Raw genomic sequence first — 20,878 nt, forward strand, 5'->3', positions numbered from 1 at the left:
AGATTAACTCGTATCGGCGATTAAACAGGTAGAGGTAGAAATGCGGTTACGCACGCTAACTGGTGTTTTAGGAGCTTGTGGAGGATATTTTTTGGGAAAACAAGTTCTCAAAAAAATTGATACACAGGCATGGGATCGCATATCCCACAGCGGGAATACCGTATCTTTAACGGGTGGCCTGACCACAGTTTCTGCATTGACCACCGGATTAGCTGCAACGCTGCCACAGCGCAGTAGTTCAAGTGCGCTCGTTATTTCCTCGGCTGGAGCGATTGCTGGTTGGATTGATGACCACATGGAACACAAATTTCCAGCGCGTGGAAAAGGATTTCGTGGGCATCTTGGCGCACTCAAACAAGGAAAAGTAACTTCAGGACTGCTCAAAATAGCGACTATTGGCGCAGGTGCTACATTAGCGGCATTAATTGCGCAAACCCCTGCTTCTTCGCAAACTGCGTTAACAGCTACAGCAAAGGCGAAATATCGCAAGTTTACGAGTCAATTGGCGCATATCGGTGCGGATTCGCTCATTTTGGCCGGATCTGCCAACTTCGTTAACCTTTTGGATTTGCGGCCCGGTCGCGCTCTGAAAGTTGCGAGTTTAACAGCATTGCCTGGGCTTTTGTGCAAGGGCGATGCGCGCACACTCAGCGCAGTTATTTTGACGACGTCGGTGGCGAACCTGCCAACAGACCTTTCCGGTCACACGATGCTCGGTGACATGGGCGCGAACGCTTTGGGCGGCGTCGTCGGCACGGTACTGACCACGACGAAATCTTTGCCTGTGAAACTGCTCGTCCTTGGAACGATCTCTGGTCTTACACTCGCATCTGAGAAGATTTCATTTTCAGAGGTGATCGACAATAACAGCGTTTTGTCATACCTTGATGGGCTCGGAAGAAAGTAAACGCGTGAGAAAACGTGCGCTCAGCGGGGTAGTAGGCGGAGTAGTAGGTGCCGCAGGAGTTATCGCGGTTCTCACATTGCTATCCCGAATCGCTGGGTTACTGCGCAAATTGGCGCAGTCATGGGCGATGTCTGATGGGGCAGTTGCAACTGCTTATGACACTGCCAATACTGTGCCAAATGTGCTTTTTGAGGTCGCGGCTGGTGGTGCTCTCGCTGGTGCAGTCATACCGCTCATTTCGAAGTTTTTGGTGCGTGGTGAGAAAGATAAACTTGATCGCACTGCTTCTGCGCTTGTGACGTGGCTCTTGGTCATTGGCGTGCCGATTTCAGGACTAGTGGCAGTATTTTCGCATTTCATCGTGACGGCTCTCTTTGGTAGCGGGTCAGATCCGGAAGTTATCCATCTTGCAGCCACATTGCTTGGCATGTTTGCTTTGCAGATTCCTTTTTACGGCTTGTCGGTGGTGTTTACCGGAATTTTGCAAGCTCATAAACATTTCGTTTTACCTGCGCTTTCACCGTTTCTTTCCTCACTCGTGGTGATTGTGGTATTTCTTAGTTACTCCAAGGTGGTCGAATTTGGGACTGCACCCCAGGCTGTGCCGTGGTCTGCCATTGCGTTGCTTGGATGGGGAACTACTGCCGGAGTGCTCGTCTTTTCGCTGCCACAGCTTATTCCGGTGATGAAACTGGTGCGATTGCGCTTCACGCTTCGCTTTCCACCGGGAGTGGCTCGTCACACCGTGCGTCTGGCCAGTGCTGGCTTTGGGGCGCTAGCTGCTCAACAGATTGCTATTCTTGCAATCATGTACGCCTCAAATTCGCAAGGAAATATTGGCACTTATAATGCCTTTAACTACGCCTTCTCGATTTTCATGGTGCCCTATGCAGTCTTAGCAGTTCCGGTGGCGACTGCCGTCTTTCCTCGAATTTCTGCTGCTGTTGAGAGCGTCAACCACGCAACTGATGCACACGACTCCCAGCAGGGCAAGGAGAAACTAGTCGCATTAGTTTCTACGAGCACTCGGTTAGTGATTGGCCTGGGAATGGTCGCGGCTGTGCTTCTTGCAGTGCTTGCCGAGCCGGCAAAAATCGTGATTGATTTGGGGCGCGATATCGCCGGACTCGAAATTGCTATGGAGGCGATGGCAGCTGCTTTGGTGGGGTATTCGGTGCTCTATCACGGTGCGCGCGTGTTATACGCTCTCGACGCCGGTAAGCGAGTTATTTTCGTCAACACCTGCGCTTGGGGTGCGGTTTGTTTAACGCTGTTTGCTGGCATCGTTGCCCACGTTCACGGGAGAACTCCTACGCTGGTATTGGTAGGAGGAGCGCTCACCTTGGGAATGTGTGTGGGGACTTTGCTGATGATACGCGCAATCAAGGTTGAACTTGGAGCTGGTGCGGTTCATCGTTTTGCCCGCACTATTTTGCTCTTGCTCATAATTTTGAGCCCACTGGCCTTTGTGACGAAACTTCTCACTGGCTGGTTACTGCAACTGGGCAATTATTCGATTATGGCGGCGTTTGGCACCGCGGTTGTTGTGGGGATAATCGTTTTAGCAGGAGGAATGCTAGGCATTTTCTTGGCGGATCGGCGCGCATTTTCGGCGTTGCGAAAATAAAATTTCTGGTGGTCAACGCGCCATTGCGTCTGCTGTGATTCTTGATACCACAACTGATGTAGTGATATTGGTCTGTGAGGCTGTAGAATGAAATTCCATGGTAGATACAAATTCAGGGATACCTGGGAAACAGCAAAAAGTTACACGTCAAGTTTTTGTAACAGGCGGTGTGGCAAGCTCTTTAGGCAAGGGATTGACGGCTTCGTCGCTCGGTCGGTTGCTTCGCTCACGCGGACTCAAAGTAGTGATGCAGAAGCTCGATCCATACATCAACGTTGATCCAGGCACGATGAATCCTTTCCAGCACGGCGAAGTTTTCGTAACGGAAGACGGCGCTGAAACCGATCTGGATATTGGGCATTATGAGCGTTTCCTCGATGTGAATCTTTCTGGAAAAGCAAATTCTACTACTGGCCAGGTGTATCTGAACGTTCTGTCAAAAGAGCGCGCAGGTGAATATCTCGGCGAATGTGTGCAGGTAATCCCGCACATCACTAATGAGATTATCGAACGAATGCGCGCACAAGCCGTTGCCGACGACGGCGAAGAGGCACCCGACGTCATCATCACCGAAATTGGTGGCACAGTAGGCGACATCGAATCGCAGCCATTCTTGGAAGCTGCTCGCCAAGTTCGCCAACTCATCGGGCGAAATAACTGTTTCTTCTTGCACGTTGCTTTGGTTCCGTACCTGGCGGCCGGGGGCGAATTGAAAACTAAACCGGCTCAGCATTCTGTGGCTGCCTTGCGATCTATCGGTATTCAGCCTGATGCTATTGTGTTGCGCTGTGATCGCGATCTGCCAATTTCGGTGAAGTCGAAGATTGCGCTAATGTGCGATGTTCCTGATCAAGGCGTGATTCAGTGTGAAGATCGGTCATCGATTTACGAGATTCCAAAGGTTTTGCACGCGCAAGGACTCGATGCGCAGGTAGTGCAGCATCTTGGATTAGCTTTTAGAGATGTTGAGTGGTCCGATTGGGATCGCGTGATCGAGCGCGTTGCATACCCACACGACGAAGTCACTGTTGGATTAGTGGGCAAGTACATCGATTTGCACGATGCCTATCTTTCCGTGGCGGAGGCTTTGCACGCGGGCGGTATTCACCATCAGGTGAAAGTGAATATTAAATGGATTCCGGCCGACGAGTGTGCAAGCGAAACTGGTGCGCAGTCGCACCTAGCTAAGGTCGATGCGATTCTTGTGCCAGGCGGATTCGGGGTGCGCGGACTCGACGGCAAGATCGGGGCATTGAAATTTGCGCGAGAAAACAAGATCCCTACCTTGGGTATTTGTTTGGGTCTGCAATCGATGGTTATCGAAGCAGCGCGCAATTTGCTCGGTCTCCCACAGGCTTCTTCTACTGAGTTTGATCCAGAGACTACAGAACCCGTTATTGCCACAATGGCCGAACAACAAAGCGTTGTTGCTGGTGATGGTGATATGGGTGGGACGATGCGACTGGGTGCCTATCCGGCAGTATTGGCTGAGGGTTCTCTTGCGGCAGAGGTTTACGGTGCCACGGACGTCTCGGAGCGCCATCGCCATCGTTACGAAGTGAATAGTGCTTACCGTGATCGACTTGAGAGCGTCGGTTTGCATATTAGTGGAACTTCGCCGGATGGAACTTTGGTGGAATTCGTCGAACTTGATCGTGACCTGCATCCTTATTATATTTCGACGCAAGCTCATCCCGAGTTTAAGTCTCGACCAACAAATGCACATCCGTTGTTTATCGGTCTTATCAACGCAGCATTGGATCGGCATCGCGCAGCTCGCGCTAAATGAGGAACTTTAGCCATGAACCGGGAATACAGCTACAAACTTCGCGATGAGGCAGCTCCTGAGCATGTGGACGTCATTTCTGCGAGTGTTGAGTATCGCGGTGGTATTTTCGATATCAGCGACGACCGTATTCGGTTTAATTCAGGCGATGTGGTGCAGCGTCAGTATATGAAGCACGACGACGCCGTGGCGATCGTTCCGATTCGACGTCGCGAAAACGATTGGGAAGTGCTACTGATACGTCAATACAGGCATGCGCCGCGACGTATCTTTTGGGAGATTCCTGCTGGCTTGCGCGACGTTGATGGTGAATCGCCACTGAAATGTGCACAACGTGAGTTGAAGGAGGAAACGGGCTTAGCGGCGTCGGACTGGAGAAAGCTGGTCTCGTTTTACACTTCGCCTGGGTGTTCGGACGAAAATTTGGAGATTTTTGTAGCTGTGGATCCCGTGGAAGCTGATGTTGAACAGGCTTTCCATGCGGAGGCTGAGGAGCGAGAAATTGTGACGCAGTGGTTCGCTCTGCGTGATGTTCATGACGCAATTTTGCGAAGCGATTTACAAAGCCCGACTTTGGTCCTTGGTATTCTCGCGGTGAAATCCTTGCTTATTCAAGGACTCGAGTCTCTCGATAAAGCTTGAACACGCTTTTTAGGTGCGAATTAGCGGCTTTGTCGGTTAGGTATTTAAGAACATTCGAGTTGCGAAATTCTATTTTAGCAAGGACAATGTTTCCTAAAGAATGGTGTGCGCTGGGAGGTGAAAACTGTGGATAGAAATGATCTTGGCACTTGTGAACAAATTCTTCGCCTAGTGATTGAGCGTGGGCCAATTACATCCGGAGAACTAGCGAAATTGCTAGTCCTCACACCGGCGGCGGTACGGCGTCACATATCAACACTGATTGACGATGAATACATCCAAGAGTACACAGCTCCAAGCACTGCTCCATCGCGCCGAGGACGCCCATCGCGTCGGTATGTTGCCACTGCCGCAGGGCAGTCACAGCTGAGTGAAGCGTATTCCGATCTTGCAACACAAGCATTGGAGTTTTTGCGTGAGAATCTTGGCGAAGAGGGAGTGTCTGATTTCGTCAACCGGCGAATTGAAGCGCTCGAAGAACGCTACGGTCACGTTATTGAATCCGCTGGTGAATCGCCAATGGATAAGATCGTTGCACTTGCAACTGTGCTCGATAAAGATGGATACATGACGACGCTGCGGCGAGGTGGCCCGAACGGTATTGCCTTGCAACTATGCCAAGGACACTGCCCAGTTCAGGATGTGGCTGAGGCGTTCCCAGAACTTTGCGAAGCGGAAACCAAAGCTTTTGCACGGCTACTTGGTATTCCAATTCAGCGGCTTGCTACTTTGGCTGGTGGTGAGCATGTATGCACTACAAATATCCCAATCGGGATGCCACAAATGCGCCGGACTCAACAGGGTTCGCAAAGATAAAATCTCATATACGTGAGGTTTGGAAGGAAATCGATGACTCAATCCGAATTGGGCGCAAAGGAAACTTTAACCCAAGAAGAGACAATCGCCTCGATTGGAAATTATGCCTATGGTTGGCATGATTCTGATGATGCAGGAGAAAAAGCGCGTCGCGGTCTGAACGAAGAAGTCGTTCGAGACATCTCGACTCGTAAAAACGAGCCGGAGTGGATGCTAGAAAAGCGTTTGAAAGCGCTTAAATTATTTGGTCGCCGCCCAATGCCTACGTGGGGACCAGACCTTTCGGAGATCGATTTTGATTCCATCAAGTACTATGTGAAATCTACCGAAAACGTGGCTACTTCATGGGAAGATCTTCCTGAGGACATCAAGGTCACCTACGATCGCCTCGGTATTCCTGAAGCTGAAAAAGCCCGTTTGGTGGCTGGTGTGGCAGCTCAATACGAGTCTGAAGTGGTTTATCACCAGATCCGCGAAGATCTCGAATCTCAGGGCGTTATCTTCCTCGATACCGATTCAGGCTTGCGGGAACATCCGGAAGTCTTCCAAGAGTTTTTCGGCAAGGCAATCCCACTTGGTGATAATAAATTTGCTTCGTTGAACTCAGCGGTGTGGTCTGGCGGTTCGTTTGTTTACGTGCCAAAAGGCGTGCATGTGGAGATCCCATTGCAGGCTTATTTCCGCATCAACACTGAGAATATGGGACAGTTCGAGCGCACACTCATCATTGCTGATGAAGATTCATACGTGCATTACGTAGAAGGATGTACAGCGCCTATTTACAAATCGGACTCGCTCCACTCGGCTGTGGTCGAAATTTTCGTCAAAAAAGGTGCGCGCGTTCGCTACACCACGATCCAGAACTGGTCGAACAACGTCTACAACCTCGTGACCAAACGAGCAATTGTGGAAGAAGGCGGCACGATGGAATGGATCGATGGCAATATCGGTTCGAAAGTGACCATGAAATACCCGGCAGTATATCTCATGGGTGAGCACGCCAAGGGCGAGACGCTGTCGATCGCATTCGCCGGCGCCGGGCAACATCAAGACACCGGATCGAAGATGGTGCACATGGCTCCCAATACGTCGTCGTCGATCGTGTCGAAATCTGTGGCGCGCGGAGGCGGGCGTTCGTCTTACCGTGGCCTCGTTCAAGTGAACGAAAACGCAGTTCATTCGAAGTCGAACGTCTTGTGTGACGCTCTTTTGGTAGATCAAATTTCGCGTTCAGATACGTATCCTTATGTGGATGTGCGAGTGGACGACGTCGAAATGGGTCACGAAGCTACGGTCTCGAAAGTTTCGGAGGATCAGCTTTTCTACCTCATGAGCCGTGGACTAGAGGAGACCGAGGCAATGGCGATGATCGTGCGTGGCTTCGTTGAACCAATCGCGCGCGAGCTTCCGATGGAATACGCCCTAGAACTTAATCGTCTCATCGAACTTCAAATGGAAGGATCTGTTGGCTGATATGGCACAGGAATCAACACGCACTCAAATTTCCTCGCGCGCAGATCGGCCGCTGTCGTATGAGGTCGAAGACTTCACTGTTCCGCAAGGTAATGAGGAAGAATGGCGTTTTACGCCGATTGAAAGAATCGAAGATTTTTTCGCTCCATCAGTATCTGGTACTGCGCCATCAGTGCAGTTCACTGGCGAGGCAAGCTACGAACAGGTCGATCGAACTGATGCTCGCCTGGGCAAAGTGCAAGCTCCAGAAGATCGCACAGGCGCCTTAGCTTGGAACGCATTCGAGCTGGCACATGTCGTGACGTTAGAAGCGGATCGGCAATATGCAGGCGAATCAGTGCTCACCGTTTCGGGGGAGAATTGCGATCAGGTGTCAGGAGCACATCTGCTCATTAACGCTGAGCGTTTTTCAGAGGGAACTGTGGTGATCAATCACGTGGGTTCCGCTCGTCTCACAGAAGGCGTGGAAGTATCAGTTGGCGCTGGTGCGCATCTGACGCTCGTCTCGATCCAAGATTGGGATGACGACGCCGCCCACGCTCTGTCTAACCGCATCCGTATTGATCGTGATGGCACGCTTCGCCATATCGTTGTTACGCTCGGTGGCGATATCGTTCGAGTAACCACAGCAGTTGAATACGCAGCTCCTGGTGGAAGTGTAGATTTGCTCGGGGCATATTTTGTGGATGAAAAGCAGCATCTTGAGCACCGACTTTTTGTTGACCACAATCAGCCAAACTGCCGTTCCAACGTGACGTATAAAGGCGCTTTGCAAGGCGATGGAGCACATTCAGTTTGGGTTGGAGATGTGCTTATTCGTCCAGAAGCTGAGGGAACGGATACCTATGAGCTCAACCGCAACCTTGTGCTCACCGACGGTGCTCGGGCAGATTCAGTGCCTAATCTCGAGATCGAAACAGGAGAAATTGAGGGTGCTGGACACGCTTCAGCTACTGGACGTTTTGACGACGAACAGTTGTTCTACCTGAAATCTCGCGGTATTCCAGAAGACGAAGCGCGGCGCTTGGTTGTGCGCGGATTCTTCGCAGAACTGATCAATAAGATTGGTGTGGAGTCTGTGCAAAACAAGCTTATGAACGCTATCGAGGATGAGCTCTCACTCACGATGGGACGCGAGAATGACTGAGCACCTCGTATGTGAGACTGCCGCCGTCGCTCCCGGTGACGTGGCGCCTTTCACTGTTACGAAAGCTGATGGCGAAACGGTGAATATCGCCGTCGTCCATACCGAAAATGACCGCTGGTTTGCTGTTATTGATCGTTGTTCACACGGACGTTTTAAACTGTCGGAGGGCGACGTCGATGGCAACTGTATCGAGTGCACGCGCCACGGTTCCGCTTTCGATTTAGAGACGGGAAATCCGCTCAACCCACCTGCTTCCATTCCGATACAGACCTTCCCGGTACGCCTAGCAGGCGATGCCGTCTACGTATCTATAGCATCTAACTGATCCCACGAAGAGAAAAGAAATAACGTGACCAATCTAGAAATCAAGAACCTCCACGTTTCGGTCGAAACACCTGAAGGAGACAAACCAATCCTGCGCGGCGTTAATCTTAAGATCAACGACGGCGAGATTCATGCGATCATGGGGCCAAATGGTTCGGGTAAGTCCACTCTTGCCTACGCAATTGCTGGACATCCGAAGTACACGATTACTGAGGGTGAGATCTTGCTTGACGGTGAAGATATGGTTCCACTGTCTGCTGATGAACGCGCCCGTAAGGGACTGTTCTTGGCGATGCAGTACCCAGTCGAGGTTGCAGGCGTATCTGTGACGAATTTTCTTCGTTCTGCCAAGACGGCAATCGACGGTGAAGCTCCTAAGCTGCGCGAATGGGTGAAGACCTTGAAGAACGTAATGTCGGATTTGAAAATTGATCCTGATTTTGCGCAGCGCGATGTGAACCTCGGCTTCTCCGGTGGCGAAAAGAAACGCCTTGAAATTATGCAGCTCGAAGTACTCAAGCCAAAGTTTGCAGTGCTCGACGAAACTGATTCCGGCTTGGACGTTGACGCACTGCGTTTGGTCTCCGAGGGTGTTAATCGCGCACATGCTGCCAACGGCAACGGCATTTTGCTTATCACGCACTACACGCGAATCTTGCGCTATATCAAGCCAGAGTTCGTACACGTATTTGTTGACGGCAAGGTTGCTGAATCTGGCGGTCCAGAGCTGGCAGACAAACTTGAAGCTGAAGGCTACGCTTCTTACGAAAACTGAATGAGAAACTCGAGAGACTGATGACTGCTCCAGAATCCATGAATACGCCTTTGCTTGCGCGAGAAGATTTCCCCATTCTTGATCGCAAGATGCGCAATGGGCAGAGTTTGGTGTACCTGGATTCTGGAGCAACTTCTCAAAAGCCTCAGGTCGTGGTGGATGCTGAAGTTCATGTGGAATTGCAGGCTAATGGCGCAGTTAATCGAGGATCACACGAGCTAGCAGCGCAAGCAACCGAGATTGTGGAAGATGCGCGCTCGGCAGTGGCTCAGTTTGTGGGAGTACGTCCGGAAGAAATTGTGTGGACGAAAAACTCCACGGAATCGCTCAATCTCTTAGCATATGCTTTCGATAATGTGACCCGGGGTAGAGGTAGCAAAAAGTCCTTTGAACGTTTTGCTATCGAGCCACACCACAATATTGTAGTCACTCGTGCTGAGCATCATGCCAATCTCATTCCGTGGCAAGAGCTGTGTATACGCACTGGCGCGCAGCTGCGCTGGCTTGATCTCGACGACGACGGTCGCTTGGATTTGGCCACAGCTGATGTTATCGATGACAATACCCGAGTTGTCGCTTTCGCCCATGCTTCGAATGTCACTGGTGCGATAGCACCGGTAGCGCAGCTTGTGGAACGCGCACATGCGATGGGGGCGCTCGTCGTCTTGGATGCTTGCCAGTCTGTGCCGCATATACCGGTGGATTTCTCTGAACTGGATGTCGATTTCGCCGTCTTTTCCGGACATAAAATGATGGCGCCTACTGGAATCGGCGTCTTGTATGGAAAGGCACAGTTGCTCAAAGAGCTTCCTCCTTTCTTATTCGGCGGTTCGATGGTCGAGATCGTTACGATGGAAAAAACAACGTACGCGAAGCCTCCAGCTCGTTTTGAAGCTGGAACGCAGGCAGTAGCACAGATTGCCGGGCTTGGTGCGGCGGTGGAATATCTATCGGCTGTGGGTATGCAGGCCGTCGAAGAATATGAAGCGGGTTTAACTCGATACTTGCTCGAAAATATGGCAGAAATTGAGCATGTGCGTATTTTGGGACCTGCTCAAGCTGAGGAGAGGCTAGGCGTTGTAGCATTCGAGGTTGAAGGGGTGCATCCGCACGACGTCGGGCAGATTCTTGACGAAAAGGGAATCGCCGTGCGAGTTGGGCACCACTGTGCCCAGCCAATTCACCAGCACTTTGGCGTGTGGGCATCAAGTAGGGTATCGGTTGCACCGTACAATACACGTGCAGATATTGACGCTTTTATCGAGACGCTAAAGACTGTGAGGGCGTTTTTTGGTTTGGAAGTGGAACAGGCATGAGTGATTTAGAACAGTTGTATCAAGCGATTATTTTGGATGCTTCGCGTGAACGCTACGGTGAAGGTGCATTGGACAACCCGGACGGGGAGTCCTTTCAGGTGAATCCTACCTGCGGTGATCAAGTCACGATGCAGGTGGAGCTATCCGAGGACGGTTCGCGCATCTCCCATATTGCGTGGGATGGACACGGCTGCTCTATTTCGCAGGCTTCGATCTCGATCATGACGCAGATGCTCGAAGGCAAGAGCCTCGCTGAAGCTGATGAGCTTTTTCGCGAGTTTCGAAATATGATGGACGGGCGTGGCGCCGAAATATCTGATGATACTGCGGATTTGCTTGAAGATGCCTCTGCTTTTCAAGGTGTATCGAAGTTCCCGGCTCGCATTAAATGTGCTTTGCTTGGGTGGATGGCTTGGCGTGAAGCGACAGACAACGCTCTAGAAAATAAGGAGAATTAAAATGGCTGAAAATACCGAATCTGGAGCACCGAATCCGATCACCATTGCTGATATTGAGGAGGCTTTGCGTGATGTGATCGATCCTGAACTGGGTATTAATATTGTGGATTTGGGTCTGCTGTATGGGATTACGCTTGATGGCAATACTGCGATTGCAGATATGACGCTCACCTCAGCTGCCTGCCCGCTGACCGATATGATCGAAGAGCAGGCCACGATGGCTGTGTCTGGTTTGGTTGATGACTTTCGGATCAATTGGGTTTGGCTTCCGCCGTGGGGGCCAGATCGAATTACCGACGACGGTCGCGACCAGTTGCGTGCGCTAGGATTCAACGTCTAATTCTGTTCTTTTCACGACTTTTAGCGAGCTATATGGTTGTCAAGTTTGGGGAGCACTTCAACTAAGTTGAAGTGCTCCCCAAATCGGTTTAGTGTCTGCGTGTCTAGATTGAGTACTTGCAGGCTCGAGCTTTATACCAGGTGTGCTTATGGTTGGCGTACAGACCAGGTATCACACGAAGCAATAGTTCCGCCTTGGATACCACGGGTCAGCCATTCCATACGCTTTTGTGAAGATCCGTGCGAAAAGCGGTCTGGGTTTGCACGCATTCCGGCGTTTTCCATAATTCGATCATCGCCTACCGCAGAAGCTGCATCGAGAGCAGACCGAAGTTGCTGCTGCGTCGGCTGCTTGAGGAATGGAATGCCTGTATCGGGATCAATCGTGCGAGAGGCATTGTTAATCCACACGCCTGCTAAACAGTCGGCTTGCAATTCTGATCTGACCATCGATGAGGACATCCCGCTCGACTGGTGGTCAATTTTATTGAGAATGCCAAGATGATTTTGAATGTGATGACCCCACTCATGGGCAAGAATATAGAGCTGTGCAAGGGAAGTATTCTCTGCGCCATACTGTTTGAGCTGGTTAAAGAATGTTGTATCGATATAGACGCTGCCATCGGACGGGCAATAGAATGGGCCAGTTTGTGAGCTTCCAGTACCGCAAGCTGTTCCAACTGAGCCGCGATAAAGTGTAAGAACAGCAGGGTGGTATTGAACCTTTGTTTCTTTGCTCAACTGAGTATTCCAAAACTCGTCGAGTGAATTCTTACCTGCTGCCATGCGACATTCATCTTTAGTGTTGGCATCGGCACCGGTTTTGCACTCTCGTGCGATAGACTGCGCCGAACCAGGGTTACTTTGTTGCTCAGATGAGGTAAAAGCCCCTAAGTCAGGAACTTGCCCGGTGAATAAATACATCAGCAGGACGCCAAGTAGGCCTAAACCGCCCACTCCGCCGCCAATTGCGGCGCCGCGTCGTCCACGATTTACACCGGATGTATCGATTGTAATATCGTCGTTAAAGCTCATAACGTCTACTTTCTTGCGAGAGGTACTTCGATCATACCGAGAGTAATAGAGTTTCTTGGTGCGATATCGCTTTCTTTTCGCCCTGGGAATATTTGTTCGTGCAATGGAGCGTTTAGGATTAGTGCGTGATTACTTTTCAAGATCTCAACATGCGCATAGGAAGTCGAGAGCTTCTCAAAAATACCAGCTTGCACGTTGATAAGGGGCACTGTGTTGGATTAGTGGGAAGAAACGGTGCCGGAAAGACCACTCTGTTACGTCTTTTAGCAGGTGAGGGAACGACGTCGGAAATCGTTGAACACACTGGTACGATCGCACGCCGCGGTACGATCGGTTACCTGCCACAGGACCCGCGTACGGGAGATCCTCAACAAATTGCTCGTGATCGAGTACTTTCAGTGCGTGGCATTGAGCAAACTCTTCGGCAGATTCGCAAAGCCGAGCATGAGATGTCCACTTTCACTGGTGCTCGTCAACAAAAAGCGATGGAGCGTTATGTGCGTTTAGATGCGGCATTCACCAATGCCGGTGGCTGGTCTGCTCATTCGGAGGCCGCGAAAATCACCGCAGCGCTAGGTCTACCTGAACGAGTGCTTGAACAACCGCTAGAGACTCTTTCTGGAGGTCAACGACGACGAGTCGAACTCGCTCGAGTGTTGTTTTCCGATGCCCAAACATTGCTTTTAGATGAGCCAACAAACCATCTCGATCACGATTCGATCATTTGGCTCCGGGATTGGATTTGCGCTTACAGCGGCGGCTGCATCATCATTTCGCACTCAGTTGAGCTTTTGAAACATACGGTCAACCGGGTGTGGTATTTGGATGCTAATCGGGCGACGATCGACACCTACGCAATGGGCTGGGATGCCTACCTTAAGCAGCGGGAAAGCGATGAAAAACGGCGTCGTCGTGAACGGCAAAATGCGGAAAAGAAAGCCGCAACGCTTTTGGCGCAAGCCGATAAAATGCGATACAAGGCGACGAAAGCAGTTGCTGCTCAGAACATGGAGAAACGAGCTAAGGAGCTGCTTGCAAGCGTCGAGAGCGAACGTCAGCAAGAGAAAGTCGCTCATTTGCGCTTTCCTAAGCCTGCGCCGTGTGGAAAGACTCCTCTTGAAGCCCATGATCTGTCAAAATCCTATGGGTCTTTGGAGATTTTTACCGGGCTTGATCTGGCCATTGATCGCGGATCACGAGTAGTAATTTTGGGCTATAACGGCGCTGGTAAAACTACGCTACTTCGCATTCTTGCCGGTGTGGAAGATTCTGATACGGGCGAAGTTATTGCTGGTCACGGCCTAAAGCTTGGCTACTATGCGCAACAGCATGAGACGATCAATGATGAGCTTTCTGTGGTCGAGAATTTAATGGTGGTTGCTCCTGAACTTGATAACACTGGATTGCGCAATATTTTAGGCAGTTTCTTGTTCTCCGGTGAGGACGCTGATAAGCCGGCTCGAGTGCTTTCTGGTGGGGAAAAGACCCGACTTGCTTTGGCGATGCTGGTGGTTTCTGCCGCAAATGTGCTACTTCTCGATGAGCCTACGAACAACTTAGATCCTGCTTCGCGAGAAGAGATACTCAAAGCGCTCAGCCAATATGAGGGCGCTGTTATTCTTGTGACTCACGATGAAGGAGCTGTTGAGGCATTGAATCCTGATCGTGTTTTGCTGCTTCCTGATGGCGATGAGGACTTGTGGTCCGATGATTATCTCGAGCTGATTTCTATTGCCTAAATTGCAAGTTGCTGGAAGTGGCTTGGTAAGAGAGGCAATCACTCAAGACTGCTTGCATTATTCCCAACCAAACATACTCGCAAGGATATCGAGGCGAGGGTGATTGATAGTGGAATCCGCAGCCGCGGCCAGAATAGGCTTGGCTCGATATGCGAAGCCGTGTGCTGCATAATTGATCATTTTTAAGTCGTTTGCACCGTCGCCCACGCAGACGATGCGATCAGTGCGGATGTTCAGTTGGCGCTGCCATAGCTGCGTCATTTTTAGTTTTGTTTCAGCATCGACGACGGCGCCCAACGTGCGTCCCGTTAGGGTTCCGTTTCGTATTTCAAACCGGTTAGCTGCGTACATATCAATATTGCATTTTTGGGCAAGTGGCTTAAGGACTTCGACGAAGCCGCCAGACACTAGCCCAATCTTTGCACCATATCGGTGTGCGATATCTACCAGGCGCTGTGCTCCGGGGCTAAGACTGATATTCGCGACGACGTCGTCCAAGATACTGCTGGGAAGGCCAGCTAGTGTGGATACGCGGCGAGCTAAGGAATCGGCAAAATCTAGTTCACCACGCATCGCCGCGGCGGTAATGCGTGCTACTTGCACTGTCGTGCCTGCATAATCAGCGATAAGTTCGATCACTTCTTGTTGGATAAAAGTTGAGTCTACGTCGCTGACGATGAGCCGTGGTCCGGTTAGCGCGAGTTCACCCATTAAAAATGCGCAATCGGCGTCGATGCTCGTACTCAGTTCTTGGAGCCGTATCTTGATTTTTTCTAAATCGGGTGAAGAATACGATTGCCGCATAACGCCACTGAATGTGACGACGTCGTAATCGGGAATGAAAACGTGGCGATACGCAAGGCGTGGGTCTAAGGCACTGAGCTGCGCGCACACGTCGTCGATCAGCTCATCAGATATTGGCAAATAAGACGCGAGGGAGAAACGAAACGGTGTTTCTCCCTCGCGAGCTTCGTAGTCTTCCATATTGTCAAGAATAGTTAAGGAAGATTAAATGTTCATCATTTGGTCACGATTTTGCCCTTTGGCACTACCACGATTCCGCTTTCTGAGACGTGCAGACCGCGTGCCAGGTCGTGCTCATGATCAATTCCCACTTGTGCGCCCTCTTCAATTTTGGCGTATTTGTCGATAATAGCGCGCACAACAGTCGCATTTCGGCCGATATTCACGCCGTCGAAAATAACTGAATCGCGCACCGAGGACCACGAGTTCACGCGCACATGCGGTGAAAGAACTGAGCCGATGACTTCGCCACCAGAGACGATAACTCCTGGAGAAATGACCGAATCCAGAGCGTGACCAAGACGCTCGTGATGACCATAGACGAACTTGGCTGGGGGAAGTCCCGTGTAGCCAGTGAGTAGCGGCCATTTATCGTTGTACAGGTTGAAAATAGGGTAGACGGAGATCAGATCCATATTCGCTTCGTAGAATGCGTCAATGGTACCGACGTCGCGCCAGTATGTGCGATCGCGTTCAGTCGAACCAGGGATCTCATTAAATGTGAAATCATAGACGCCACAGTCGTTTTTAGAAACGAACTTTGGAACGATGCTTCCACCCATGTCATGTGCCGAAGATTCGTCTGCGGCATCCTCGTAGAGGGCTTCGACCAGGGCTTCGGTGGAAAATACGTAGTTTCCCATCGAGGCGAGTATTTCGTTCGGCGAATCCGGTAGCCCCTCACACTCGGCTGGCTTTTCCAAAAACTCACGAACTTTTTGCTGGTTGGCAGGATCAGTGTCGATAACGCCGAAGGATGAAGCAAGATCCTTGGGCTGCCTGATTCCAGCGATGGTGAGTCCCACTCCCGAGTCAATGTGCTGTTCGACCATCTGCGAGAAGTCCATCCGGTAGATGTTATCTGCGCCAGTGATCAGCACGATATCGGGTCGTTCGTCGTCGAGAATATTGAGGGACTGATACACGGCATCGGCAGACCCGAGGAACCAGTTCTTTCCGACTCGCTGCTGAGCAGGTACCGGAGCTACATAGTTATCAAGAAGCGTGGACATTCGCCACGTCTGCGAGATGTGACGGTCGAGGGAGTGGGATTTGTACTGGGTAAGTACCACGACTTTTAGATAACCAGAGTTAACGATGTTCGACAGTGAAAAATCGATTAATCTATAAATTCCGCCAAAAGGAACAGCAGGCTTTGCTCGGTCTTGGGTGAGCGGCATTAACCGCTTGCCCTCACCGCCTGCCAGGACTATTGCAAGTACACGTGGTTTTGATCTCATAATCTAACTTTATCGTGAATCGCTCGAATATGGAGGTTTTTCCGAAGATGTTTTCCTGCTGTTTACGTTGCTTACGTAAATGTTTACGTTGTTTACGCAAAACTGCGCAAAATGCACCTACAATGTAAAACAGATGTGTTTCTTGACCGCGATGCCGGTTCAAGTGAGGTCTGAAAGGAATGAATAATGCAGGTGCACCTCCTCACTCGTGAATTTCCACCTTTTGTATATGGAGGGGCAGGTGTTCATGTCACGGAGCTGGCAAAGGTGTTGAAAGCACACGCTCAGGTGCATGTGCATACTTTCGATGGTGACCGCGCCGAGGAATTCGACGGAATAACAGTTAAGGGATACGACTACCCTGAGCAGTTAAAAGATGCGAATGCTGCTCTACGAACACTCGGTGTTGATCTGCAGATGGCGGCAAATCTTGGAGAAGCGGATATTCTCCATTCCCATACCTGGTATGCCAATATGGCAGGTCATATAGGGTCTATGCTGCATGGAAAACCGCATGTCATTTCTGCACATTCCTTGGAGCCGTTACGTCCTTGGAAACGAGAGCAGCTCGGTGGTGGCTATGAGCTTTCGTCTTGGGTGGAGAAAACAGCGTACGAAAATGCTGCGGGTATTGTTGCCGTGTCGAGGGCGATGAAAGACGATATCCTGCGCTGCTATCCTGCGATTGATCCTAACAAAGTGCACGTAATCCACAATGGAATTGATCTTGATTCGTGGCGTGCTCCGAGCACTGATGAGGAGTGGGACAAAGCTCGGACGTACTTTGCGTCTTACGGTCTTGATCCTGACGTTCCCACGATTATTTTCGTAGGCCGTATTACACGCCAAAAGGGAGTTCCTGGTCTCTTGCGAGCACTTCGTCGTGTGCCGAAAGAAGTGCAGGTTATTCTGTGTGCCGGCGCACCGGACACCCCAGAAATTGCCGCTGAAACTAAAGAACTTGTGGAAAAACTCCAAGCAGAGCGCGATGGTGTGGTGTGGATTGAAGATCATCTGCCACACAGTAAAATTGTTCAGCTCGAAGCGTGTGCAACGGTTTTTGTTACTCCCTCGGTTTACGAGCCGCTTGGAATCGTGAACTTGGAGGCTATGGCGGTAGGTTTGCCCGTCGTCGGCACAAATACGGGTGGTATTCCAGACTGTATTGACGACGGCGTGACCGGAACTTTGGTTCCCATCGAACAGCTCGACGACGGCACCGGTACGCCCATTGAACCTGAGAAATTTGAAGCTGATCTCGCCCAGGCCCTTACTGATATGTGTGCCGATCCGCAGCGGGCAGCACAGATGGGCAAGGCTGGACGACGCCGGGTTGAAGAACATTTCTCCTGGGAGTCGATTGCGCACAAGACTATGGACTTCTACCAGCACATACTTGATCACAGTGCAGTGTGAAATCGAAAACCAGTAGTAGCTGTACATAATCGAAGTGCACGGTTTTACAGATGAGCGCCAAAAGAGTGCGTGTAGGACTTAATCCCCGCATTGATTTTAGATTAGGCTTAAGCTATGGGTGATGTACTAGAAGTCGTCGATGCGAGTGTGCGTCGTGGTGGGAATACGATCTTGGATCACGTGCAGTGGTCTATTAATGAGACTGAGCGTTGGGTAGTGCTCGGTGCAAACGGCGCTGGGAAAACTACTTTGATTCAGCTTATCTCGGGTCGAATGCATCCCACAGAAGGCAAGGTTTCGATTATTGGGGAAGAGCTTGGAAAGGTTGATCTTTCTGAACTTCGCCCGTTAGTTGGTCTACTTTCATCTGCTTTGGATGCAAAGATCCCAGCTTCGCAGCGAGTTCTTGATGTGGTACGCACCGCCGCTTACGGTATGACTGCCACGTGGAATGAGTCTTACGAAGCTGAAGACGACGCTCGCGCACGTAGCGTTCTTGGTGCGCTTGGAGTCGAGAATTTGAGCGAGCGCAAGTTTGGAACACTTTCTTCTGGAGAGAAGAAGCGTGTTGGTATTGCGCGTGCGCTGATGCCGAATCCGGAAATACTAGTGCTGGATGAACCCGCCTCAGGACTCGATTTGGGCGGACGGGAAAAACTACTGAATTCGCTTTCGGATTTGTCTGGTGAGATGGCAGCTCCTGTGATCGTCCTGGTAACCCATCACGTGGAAGAGATTCCGCGCGGGTTTACGCATGCACTTTTACTAAAATCAGGAAAAGTTTTTGCCGCTGGTGCCATTGACGATGTGGTGACTTCTGCGAATATTAGCGAGATTTTCGACGTCAATGTTACAGTTGAGCAGAAAAATGGGCGTTTCACTGTGCTTTCGTGAGTTTTTAGCCAACACAAAGTCTCTTTCATTCAGAATCTATGGCAAAAAATCAGACTGTAGTATGAATGCCTTGTGAGATTTCCTCAGGTAAAATAACAACCAGAATAGAAAAAACCTTAATTGAAGCAGGTGTTCAGATGACTTGGGGAATTTGGGCGATTATCGCAATCGTTTTGCTGATTCTCGAAACGCTCACTGTGGATTTCACTTTTTTGATGCTGGCTGGCGGCGCTCTTGCTGCGATGCTGACGGCATTAGCAACAAGTTCGCTTGTAGTGCAGATCGTCGTATTCTCAGTCGTTTCCGTTCTGCTGCTGGTGTTTATCCGTCCTTGGGCTCGTAATCACGTTAATGATTCCTCTAAAGGAAGTTCGAATGTGTATGCGCTAGCTGGAAAAGATGCAGTAACTCTTACTGCAGTTAACCACTCTTCCGGACGAGTGAAAATCGGTGGCGACGTGTGGAGTGCAGCAACTGAAGCGGGGGAGATCGGCCCCGGTATCGACGTCGTCGTGAAAGAAATCCAAGGTGTGACTGTAATTGTTGCGCCAAAATAACCTACAGCACTCATAAAAAGAAAAGAGGTTCGCATGAACGCTGCAGCTATAGGAGGCACAGTCCTCACAGTTGTACTGGTCGTGTTTGTCCTGTTGATTGTTGTTGCGCTGATCCGTTCAGTTTTGCAAGTTCATCAAGGCTACACGGTGATTGTTGAACGCTTGGGTAAGTATCATAAGACGCTAACTCCGGGCTTGCACTTCCTAGTTCCATTTATCGATTCGGTTCGACAGCGCATTGATATGCGTGAACAGGTTGTTCCTTTCCCACCGCAACCGGTGATTACCTCGGATAATATCGTGGTCAATATCGATACCGTCATCTATTATCAAGTGACGCAACCGGAAGCTGCCACGTATGAAATTGCGGATCCGATGTCGGCAATTGAGCAGCTCGCAGTAACCACTTTGCGAAATATTATCGGTGCAATGGATATGGAACAGGCGCTGACCGGCCGCGATCAGATCAACGGTCAGCTCCGTGGCGTATTGGATGAAGCAACTGGTCGTTGGGGAATCCGCGTATCCCGAGTTGAATTGAAAGCCATTGATCCACCAGCCACGGTTCAGTCTGCGATGGAGCAGCAGATGAAGGCAGAACGTGATCGCCGTGCAGCTATTTTGACTGCAGAGGGTGTGAAGCAATCGGCTATTCTCACTGCTGAGGGTGAGAAGCAGTCGGCGATTCTTCGAGCTGAGGGTCAAGCACAGTCTACGATTTTGAAAGCGCAAGGCGAATCGCGAGCAATTTTGCAGGTCTTTGACGCAGTACATCGTGGAAATGCTGATCCTAAACTCCTTTCCTACGAGTACATTAAGACTCTGCCGTTGATTGCAAATTCCGCTTCTTCGAAGCTGTGGATTGTTCCTACTGAACTTACCGCAGCTCTAGATGCAGTAACTAAAGGTTTTTCGGGAGCCGGAGCAGAATCTGAAGAATCAGTAGCGGTTGATTTTGATGGTCAAGCTAATATTTCCGATGCGCTTGCTGCAACGAATCTTGAGGATGTGGATGAGGCACTTGCTTCTGCTCGTGGTGAAGTTTCAAAGGCAAGTAGCGAGGTAGAAGACTCAACGCTGCCTGGTAAGAAGCTAGATCATGCTTCGGAGACGGATCTACCACAGATGGGTGAAGCTACAGATCCCGAGCAAGATAAGCTCTGATATGCGATTTTAGAGAGTGAACGGCTCTTTATAGGGGCTAATTGGTGGAGGGTGCGAAGAGTTCGCACCCTCCACTGCTTATTGCGGTTTTGCTGGGTGCTGTGCAGTGAATGAGGTTTTGGGTTTGAGCAAAGGCGAGGGAGGGGGCTGAGGCGAGTGAGATGTGGGCTGAGGCGAAGGAGGGGGAGTAAGTGTCGAA

20 protein-coding genes are annotated in these 20,878 nt (G+C 50.5%); 17 read left to right on the top strand and 3 right to left on the bottom strand.

What is annotated here, in order from left to right; genetic code table 11:
* The first annotated feature begins 91 nt into the window (after nt 1–91).
* From JOD55_RS05855 to JOD55_RS05910, 12 genes are all read left to right on the top strand, one after another.
* Nucleotides 92–907 carry a hypothetical protein gene (locus JOD55_RS05855; protein ID WP_204399118.1) on the top strand — a complete coding sequence of 272 codons (816 nt, stop codon included), beginning with the start codon at nt 92–94 and terminating at the stop codon, nt 905–907.
* Complete coding sequence (gene murJ, locus JOD55_RS05860; RefSeq protein WP_204399119.1) at nt 888–2,534, top strand: murein biosynthesis integral membrane protein MurJ; 1,647 nt, start codon at nt 888–890, stop codon at nt 2,532–2,534. Before JOD55_RS05855 ends, murJ begins: the two co-directional genes overlap by 20 nt.
* A 97-nt stretch (nt 2,535–2,631) precedes the next feature.
* A complete protein-coding gene (locus JOD55_RS05865) occupies nt 2,632–4,323 on the top strand; it encodes a CTP synthase (RefSeq protein ID WP_204399120.1) in 1,692 nt (563 codons plus the stop codon).
* Between the two features lie 12 nt (nt 4,324–4,335).
* Complete coding sequence (locus JOD55_RS05870; RefSeq protein ID WP_204399121.1) at nt 4,336–4,962, top strand: NUDIX domain-containing protein; 627 nt, start codon at nt 4,336–4,338, stop codon at nt 4,960–4,962.
* A 126-nt stretch (nt 4,963–5,088) separates the two neighbouring features.
* Nucleotides 5,089–5,778: a winged helix-turn-helix transcriptional regulator gene (locus JOD55_RS05875; protein ID WP_204399122.1), complete on the top strand. Its 690-nt coding sequence runs from the start codon at nt 5,089–5,091 to the stop codon at nt 5,776–5,778.
* A 33-nt stretch (nt 5,779–5,811) separates the two neighbouring features.
* Nucleotides 5,812–7,251, top strand: coding sequence for a Fe-S cluster assembly protein SufB (sufB, locus tag JOD55_RS05880; RefSeq protein ID WP_204399123.1), 1,440 nt, complete (start codon nt 5,812–5,814; stop codon nt 7,249–7,251).
* A 1-nt stretch (nt 7,252) separates the two neighbouring features.
* On the top strand, nt 7,253–8,398 hold the full coding sequence (sufD, locus tag JOD55_RS05885) for a Fe-S cluster assembly protein SufD (RefSeq protein WP_204399124.1): 1,146 nt from the start codon (nt 7,253–7,255) through the stop codon (nt 8,396–8,398).
* Nucleotides 8,391–8,723, top strand: a complete 333-nt coding sequence (locus JOD55_RS05890) for a Rieske (2Fe-2S) protein (RefSeq protein WP_204399125.1) — start codon at nt 8,391–8,393, stop codon at nt 8,721–8,723. Before sufD ends, JOD55_RS05890 begins: the two co-directional genes overlap by 8 nt.
* Before the next feature lie 24 nt (nt 8,724–8,747).
* Nucleotides 8,748–9,497 carry a Fe-S cluster assembly ATPase SufC gene (sufC, locus tag JOD55_RS05895; RefSeq protein ID WP_204399126.1) on the top strand — a complete coding sequence of 250 codons (750 nt, stop codon included), beginning with the start codon at nt 8,748–8,750 and terminating at the stop codon, nt 9,495–9,497.
* Between the two features lie 20 nt (nt 9,498–9,517).
* Nucleotides 9,518–10,813 carry a SufS family cysteine desulfurase gene (locus tag JOD55_RS05900; protein ID WP_239538973.1) on the top strand — a complete coding sequence of 432 codons (1,296 nt, stop codon included), beginning with the start codon at nt 9,518–9,520 and terminating at the stop codon, nt 10,811–10,813.
* Nucleotides 10,810–11,271: a Fe-S cluster assembly sulfur transfer protein SufU gene (gene sufU, locus JOD55_RS05905; protein WP_204399127.1), complete on the top strand. Its 462-nt coding sequence runs from the start codon at nt 10,810–10,812 to the stop codon at nt 11,269–11,271. The genes JOD55_RS05900 and sufU overlap by 4 nt, the downstream gene beginning before the upstream one ends.
* Nucleotide 11,272: 1 nt before the next feature.
* Complete coding sequence (locus tag JOD55_RS05910) at nt 11,273–11,611, top strand: metal-sulfur cluster assembly factor (RefSeq protein WP_204399128.1); 339 nt, start codon at nt 11,273–11,275, stop codon at nt 11,609–11,611.
* 146 nt (nt 11,612–11,757) lie between these two features.
* Here JOD55_RS05910 and ypfJ read toward each other — a convergent pair whose 3' ends face one another.
* On the bottom strand, nt 11,758–12,645 hold the full coding sequence (gene ypfJ / locus JOD55_RS05915) for a KPN_02809 family neutral zinc metallopeptidase (protein WP_204399129.1): 888 nt from the start codon (nt 12,643–12,645) through the stop codon (nt 11,758–11,760).
* A gap of 125 nt (nt 12,646–12,770) precedes the next feature.
* On the opposite strand from ypfJ, the gene JOD55_RS05920 reads away from it, so the two are divergent.
* Nucleotides 12,771–14,384 carry an ATP-binding cassette domain-containing protein gene (locus tag JOD55_RS05920; RefSeq protein WP_204399130.1) on the top strand — a complete coding sequence of 538 codons (1,614 nt, stop codon included), beginning with the start codon at nt 12,771–12,773 and terminating at the stop codon, nt 14,382–14,384.
* 57 nt (nt 14,385–14,441) lie between these two features.
* Here JOD55_RS05920 and serB read toward each other — a convergent pair whose 3' ends face one another.
* Nucleotides 14,442–15,368: a phosphoserine phosphatase SerB gene (gene serB / locus JOD55_RS05925; RefSeq protein ID WP_204399131.1), complete on the bottom strand. Its 927-nt coding sequence runs from the start codon at nt 15,366–15,368 to the stop codon at nt 14,442–14,444.
* A gap of 35 nt (nt 15,369–15,403) precedes the next feature.
* Complete coding sequence (gene glgC / locus JOD55_RS05930) at nt 15,404–16,648, bottom strand: glucose-1-phosphate adenylyltransferase (protein WP_204399132.1); 1,245 nt, start codon at nt 16,646–16,648, stop codon at nt 15,404–15,406.
* A gap of 186 nt (nt 16,649–16,834) precedes the next feature.
* Between glgC and glgA the strand changes: the two genes are divergently transcribed.
* The 4 genes from glgA (at nt 16,835) to JOD55_RS05950 (ending at nt 20,679) form a co-directional block, all read left to right on the top strand.
* On the top strand, nt 16,835–18,064 hold the full coding sequence (gene glgA / locus JOD55_RS05935; protein WP_204399133.1) for a glycogen synthase: 1,230 nt from the start codon (nt 16,835–16,837) through the stop codon (nt 18,062–18,064).
* A 114-nt stretch (nt 18,065–18,178) separates the two neighbouring features.
* Nucleotides 18,179–18,958: an ABC transporter ATP-binding protein gene (locus JOD55_RS05940; protein ID WP_204399134.1), complete on the top strand. Its 780-nt coding sequence runs from the start codon at nt 18,179–18,181 to the stop codon at nt 18,956–18,958.
* Between the two features lie 137 nt (nt 18,959–19,095).
* Nucleotides 19,096–19,515: an NfeD family protein gene (locus JOD55_RS05945; RefSeq protein ID WP_204399135.1), complete on the top strand. Its 420-nt coding sequence runs from the start codon at nt 19,096–19,098 to the stop codon at nt 19,513–19,515.
* Nucleotides 19,516–19,548: 33 nt separating this feature from the next.
* Nucleotides 19,549–20,679, top strand: a complete 1,131-nt coding sequence (locus tag JOD55_RS05950; RefSeq protein WP_204399136.1) for an SPFH domain-containing protein — start codon at nt 19,549–19,551, stop codon at nt 20,677–20,679.
* Nucleotides 20,680–20,878 lie beyond the last annotated feature (199 nt).

The organism is Arcanobacterium pluranimalium (assembly GCF_016907845.1).
GTDB lineage: Bacteria > Actinomycetota > Actinomycetes > Actinomycetales > Actinomycetaceae > Arcanobacterium_A > Arcanobacterium_A pluranimalium.